Origin of the sequence: [Flexibacter] sp. ATCC 35208, assembly GCF_001975825.1 — a bacterium.
Taxonomy (GTDB): domain Bacteria; phylum Bacteroidota; class Bacteroidia; order Chitinophagales; family Chitinophagaceae; genus Chitinophaga.
The window spans coordinates 1-6,966 of sequence record NZ_MTKN01000131.1 but is presented as its reverse complement, the minus strand read 5'-3'; the positions used below and the strand labels follow the sequence as shown (position 1 = coordinate 6,966).

Genomic DNA, 6,966 nt, shown 5'->3' with positions numbered 1-6,966 from the left:
TTTTCCAGACTTTGGCAAATAGGTTGGGTCATAAGCAGCAATGAGACGCTTACCACAGTTATCCTTAATCAAAGAACTATTAAAGCCTCCGAAATCAAATTCCTTTTCCATTTGCAATCGGATGCTTTTCTCACAATAAGTACCAAAACGGCTAATATTGGAGATGGTATATCGAACAGGCAAACATAGCCAGACCTCAAATAGCGAAATCATAAATTTGTATTGAGGTTTGGTTATTAGGGGCAATTCATTTAAAATTGCACTAACAAGGTGTTTCACCTTGCCAAAGGCTTTGAGATTGGTACTAGTCATACTTCCTCATTGCCTTTTTTTTATTTTGGTATCAGCTGGAAAGCTCTTTTATTTATCTACATCTATTTTCCACAGCGAAGCTGTGGAAAACTTACCGGACTATTGAATGATGGCATATATAATAAATTATTCGCTATTTCTGCATGATACTTTGTAATTGACTCATCAAATTTTTTAATTGCTTCTTCTATACAATTACTGTCTACACAAATTCCGTATAATGCTACATGTAGTAGTTGTAACATATGCATTAGCCGCCCCAGCTGCAACTATTTTTGGCCAGCTTCTACCCCGGATTCGTTGACTATAAATGGAGAAACTTGTCTGTCTGATAATCATGCCTTCAAATACTGGCGTTGTATCTGATGCAAGAATTATATCCCTCAGTCGTTCAAATCTAATTCAACCTCCGAAACACATTCTTCCTTTGAGTGTTGCATGTATTGAATAATTTAAATGGATTTAACAAATATCATAAAGTCATTTGTTATACAAATTGTTTAATATTTATTTATCAATAAATAGTTGCGTGTTAACGTAATGAATATACGGTGTAACGACATTTATTTAATGTTTCGATTGCTGAGTCTTAATAATTGCGTGTAAATGTGATGTATATACGTTGCAACAGCTTTAGTTTAGTGTTTCGATTGCTGATTCTGTTATAATATTATTTAGGAGTTTTTTATACATCTTAATATTTACCGATCATTAAATTGATTTTTTAAAATATTAAATACTGATTAAATGTTGAATAGAATTTAAATTTAAAAATAATTGTATGTAATATTGTGTTGATATTATAAGCCTGGCTGACGATAATATTAATATTGCCAATTTTTTATTTCTGCGAAGAATTAATTGAGATTTTATTGTGTGCTGTAGTTTCACAATTACTCTTGTCATCGTAGTAAAATAGCACCTATAACAGTACAACTACCTTTAACGATGATTAAATCAACTATTTTAATAATCAGTTGTATGGTTCTCCTATTTGGGTTAGCGAGGGGCCAAATCTTGTTTCTTAATGTGCCAGATACAGTATGTATGTCTACTAATAATAGCACTGCAGACCAGCTCAAGTTTACCAGTATGAATGCGCAGCTGGCTAGTGGTGCTGCTTCTAAGGCCAACTGGACAATTACTTCACCTAATGGTACGAATGCAGATTATAACATCCTATATTCCGAAAGGACATCTTCCATTAAAGATACTTTACTGAACCAGACGAATATGCTGACGTTACAGTTCCTCGTTCCTGGTAAGTATACCTTTAAAGTTGCGATGACCTATGCAAGTACAAGTGGTGGTAAAACTGTTTACTCGACGGTGACGAGAACACAGAGTCTTGTTGTAGTTGACTGTACGATATCTACCTGTAGCGGTGGTGATGCGGAAATGCCTGGTTTTACTGAGAACTTTGGTACACTACCCGTCAATACCGGCCGAATGGAATATTCACCCAGTTCTGCTATTACTTATATTTACTCCCCATCAGGTGGTCTTGAAGATAATTATTATGCTATTTCTAATACAACTCATCTCAGAATTAACTTTGTCTTCTCCGGAGATCACACAGGTACAGACCGAGGAGCTATGTTGGTAGCAAACTCCGGTTATACTCAATCAATATTCTTTCAGAAAAAGGTAGATGGTCTGTGCCGTGGTTCTGTATATAACTTCAGTGCATGGTTCTTAAATATTGATAGTACCAGTGTAATGAATAGTGCCTGTGTGTGGGGGTTTATTTATGCAGGAGTAACTTTCCAGATATTAAATGCAGCAGATACCAGTCAGGTATTAGCCAGCTTCAGAACCTACGCCGTTTCTCCCACCTTCACCAAACCTACTTGGCAAAGGTTCGGGGGGTCCTTCACTGTACCTTCTGGTGTGAGCAGTGTAATTGTACGAATTATCAATAATTTTCCTGGTGGTTGTGGTAATGATATTGCCGTGGATGATATCCAGCTATCCTATTGTAGTCCTGGTATCGATGCATCCATACATGGAGCGGTGAGTAATCTGAGAGAAGTATTGTGCGAGGGTGTCGCTACGACACTTGTTTCTTCTTATACACCTACTAACTATTTTACCAATCCGGCTTATCAATGGGAGATGTCTGATGATGGTGGTGTAACCTGGTTCAATGTACCTTATGGTACTGCCAACAAAGATACCCTCGTCATTCACGAAGGTGAACTAAAAGGTACAAAGGATGTGGCGGCAGATTACCTTTTCCGCGTCAGGGTCTTTGAAGCGGGAAGTTCCGCCGCCACCTGTGCGGCCCCCTCATCATCGGTCAAGATTACTATCCTGCCGATGCCGGTATTAAATCTTACGAAATCCCAGATCTGTGAGGGAGGCACTGTGGAACTGCAAGCCTCCGGTGGTTATGATTTCTTCAAATGGAGCGATACCAGTTATGTAGGCCCCGACCGGCATGTAACTGTCTTCAGTGATACGACCATCAAAGTATATGGTTATGTTACCTATGGTATTGATGGTGGCAAAACCTGTGTGGACTCCAATAGGGCTAGTATTAAGAAAGATGATAAGCCAATTGTGCAGATCGCAGCCTCTGATACCTCTTTGTGTCTGGGTAGTAGACTTACCCTGAGCGTGGCCGATGCGCTTGATCCGGCGGGTGATCCAACCAAGAGTATTACCTGGTATAGGGGGACGGATGTGGCTACGGGTCAGCACCTGACTGACTACGATAACCTGACTGCAATAGCTAACTATACGACCCAGACACTTGCAGATACATCTTTCTTTGTCGTTGTTGTAAATGGTACATGTACGGTTACTTCCGCTCCGTTTAAAATAAAACTAACTCAAGTGCCGGCGCCTCCTGCAGGTAAACACGTGACACATTGTGCAGAGGATGGTACGTCTGATAACAACTCTTTCACCATGCTCCGTTCCGCTATTCCAGGAACAAGAGGTACATGGACCGTCACAGGTATATCCGGTCCGGGTTTGTCTGGCAACACCAGTTCTACCATTGACTTCAGTAACTATGTTACTTTTACGACAAGCAGGAACAGCCCCACTTCAGTGATTACACTGAACAACCCGGGATTGACTGTTTACCTGCAATGGACTGTGACAGCTACCGGCAACACTGATTGTGTGGGGTATGCTTATGATACCTTGACACTCATCACGGGTGCTACCAGGGCTTATGCTGGTCCGGATACGACACTTTGTGCTTCCAACAACGTATTTATCATGCAGGCTAACGAACCAAACGTTGCCCTGACAGATGATTTTGCTGAAACAGGTACATGGTCTGTCATTGGTACGTCTACCGGCGTAGCCATCGACGATATTCACGCCTATAATACTACTGTAAGAGTGACGAGCGGTGCTTATCAGGATGTACAGCTGGCATGGACGATTAATAATGTGTTAAACTGTGGTATCAATACGGATACCGTTGTATTACATTATACGCCGCCGCCAACCCTGACCCTTAAGCCGGATACTGTTTGTAACACCTTGAGGTATTTCGAGATGGATACTGTTGCGACGACAGGTACTCCTACTTATTATAGTGTAATGGGTACAATGCCTGGTTTCACCGCCGTACCTGAAACGCAGATCTCCTCTTGGCCGATCACTGTACCTATTCCAACAGGTGTAGCGAATGGCGTGTATAAATTTACTGTCAACTTCAGAAGTGAGAATGGTGGTTGTACCAACTCCACTACGATTTGGGTGAATGTGGAATCTCCGGGCACGGCACCTACAGGCGTGACTGTGGGTACACCAAATATCTGTACAAGCGGTACAACGACCCTGACTGCTGTCGGTGGTTCTCTGGGTAAAAATGCTGATGGTACCAATGCCGGCAGATATGTATGGTATGCGGGTGGTTGTGGTACTGGTACTGCAATCGGCACCGGCACTACGATCACTGTTCCGGTTACTGCCACCACTACTTATTATGTAAGAGTAGAAAGCAATGGTCAATGTGGTGCTACCGCCTGTGCAAGTGGTACTGTCACTGTTTATACTGCACCTGCAACTTCTAATGCAGGTCCTGCTCAAACACATTGTAATGACTCCCTGTTCACCATGGCTGCCAATGCTGCTACCGTAGGTGCGGGTGAATGGACTTACACAGGTACCGCTACCATTACTAATACAACAAGTCCTACTACTACTGTATTCGTACCGGCAGGTAAAACTGCAACGCTGACATGGACGATTACCAACGGCGCCTGTACGACTTCTTCTAGTGTAGTACTGACGAATTATATGCAACCTGTGAAGGCTGAAGCTGGTCCGGATTCTATCGAGCAGTGTAACACGACATCTTTCACGATGAACGCGACCGCTCCTTCTCCATCTACCGCAGTAGGTATTTGGTTTACCTTTGCGGCTTCCAAAGCGACCATCACTGCAGGTCAGTTCAACAATCCTGCTGCAACAGTGACAATGGCAGCCGGCGATACCGCTACGCTGATCTGGACTGTGACCAATGGTCTTTGTACTTCAGCTGACTATGTAAAACTGTATAACTACGCGACACCAACGACTGCCGATGCGGGTCTTGACTCCCTGAAGCAGTGTATGACGCCGGCCTTTACCATGGCCGCCAATACACCGGTCATTGGTACCGGTAAGTGGTCTGTGAAGAGTGGTACTGCTACTATTCCTGCTACAGACAGCAGCAAGGTAAATGCGGTGATCACAGTTGCCAATGGTATAACTGCGGTACTGACTTGGACCATCACTAATGGTACCTGTTCTTCAAAAGATGATATCATCCTTGTGAACTACCAGCGCCCAGATCCTGCCAACGCAGGTCCGGATTCACTGGTACAATGTAACACGGCCACCTTCACTATGGCAGCTACTGCACCTAATCCTGCTACCGCAGCAGGTACCTGGTCGCTGTTCACCGGTAGCAAGGCAGGTATTGTTGCAGCTGACATTCATAAGGTCAACCCGGTGATTACCCTGGCTGCAGGTGATACCGCTACTGCCATCTGGACGGTAACAAATGGTGTTTGTTCCAGCACTGATTATATCTTCCTGAAGAATTACCAGGCGCCGGCCATTGCTGATGCAGGTTCTGCACAGATCCTGCAGTGTGGTACCAATACCTTTATGATGTCTGGTTCTACACCATCTGTAGGTGTAGGTACCTGGACCGTGTCCAAAGCAACAGCGACGATTACTAATCCCAATAGTCCTGCTGCTACCATTACAGTACCAGCCGGCGATAGCGTAATTGCTACCTGGACCATTGTAAATGGCATATGTGCTACTTCAGATAATGTAAAACTGGTCAACTATGTGAAACCAGCTGACGCGAACGCAGGTCCTGACCAGCACCAGTGTAATACAGCGACCTTCACAATGGCAGCCAATGCACCTTCTGAAACAACTGCAGCAGGTACCTGGACCAAACCTGCCGGTTCTACCGCAACAATCGCAAATATTAATAATCCGGCCACGACGGTGACCATTCCTGTGGGTGATAGCAGTATGTTGTTCTGGACCATTACAAACGGCGTTTGTGTGGATGTGGACACTGTCTGGATTTTCAACAACAATCCGCCTGCTCCTGCAGATGCGGGTGTTGATACCATGAAACAGTGTAACACTGATGCATTCACCATGGCCGCGAATGCGCCTTATGTAGCTGGTGCTACCGGTATCTGGGGTATCTGGAGTGTGGTTTCTCCTGCATCTTATATCATCCCGGCTGCTGATGTCAACAACCCGACAGCGACCTTCACAATCACAGCTGGTACTACGGTCGTACTGAGATGGACGATTACCAACCTGGGTTGTAGCACTGCTGACAACATTGTGCTGATCAACTACGAACAGCCGACTGCTGTCACTGCAGGGACTAACCAGACCAGGTGTGCAGGTCCTGATTTTGTACTGGATGGTTCTGTGCCTAATGTAACCGGTGCCACCGGTACATGGTATGTACGTAACGGCAGCGCTACGATCCACACCGGTGAAGAGCATGATCCAAAGGCACACATAACATTACCAAATGATGCTACTGCAGAATTACACTGGGTAGTCGCAAATGGTGTCTGCGCTGACTCCGCGGCTGTGATCCTGACCAACTACCAGACACCTGTAAAAGCTGATGCCGGTGCAGACTGCGTGAAACATTGTGCTGACAGTGCATTCGTGATGAAAGCCAACGCCCCTGATGTAACGGGAGCTGTCGGTGAATGGACATTCGCAGGTACCACCGCTGCTACTGTAACTGATGCCAACGATCCGCTCGCAACGATCATTGTGCCAGCCGGCGATAGCGTACGCGCTATCTGGAGTATTGGTAACGGCACATGTTCTACGAGCGATACGGTGAAACTGGTAAACTACATGTCACCAACCGCCGCTGCTTTACCAGCTGACATGCAACAGTGTATGACCACCACGTTCCCTGTTACGGCGAACGTCTTCGTAATTGTAAGTAGTGATCTCGTCGGTAACCTGGTTGATCTGCGACAGACCTTTGTTATGACTCACCCAAATACCATTTTGTGGAAGGTGTGGACAATTTATTTCTCTCTCATTTACAGTCACTTCGATCTTATTGTGAACATACCTGTTAAAAAACTTATAAATCTTTTATTTAATTCATCTCTTTTCTCTGTATTTTGCACTCCTATT

2 protein-coding genes are annotated in these 6,966 nt (G+C 44.4%); one reads left to right on the top strand and one right to left on the bottom strand.

Features of this window, described 5'->3' with window-relative positions; translation table 11 throughout:
- A partial coding sequence (locus tag BW716_RS36535; RefSeq protein ID WP_220388905.1) for a hypothetical protein occupies positions 1 to 312 on the bottom strand: 312 nt, incomplete at its 3' end.
- Between the two features lie 1,047 nt (positions 313 to 1,359).
- Between BW716_RS36535 and BW716_RS34175 the strand changes: the two genes are divergently transcribed.
- A partial coding sequence (locus tag BW716_RS34175; RefSeq protein WP_143709212.1) for a hypothetical protein occupies positions 1,360 to 6,966 on the top strand: 5,607 nt, incomplete at its 3' end.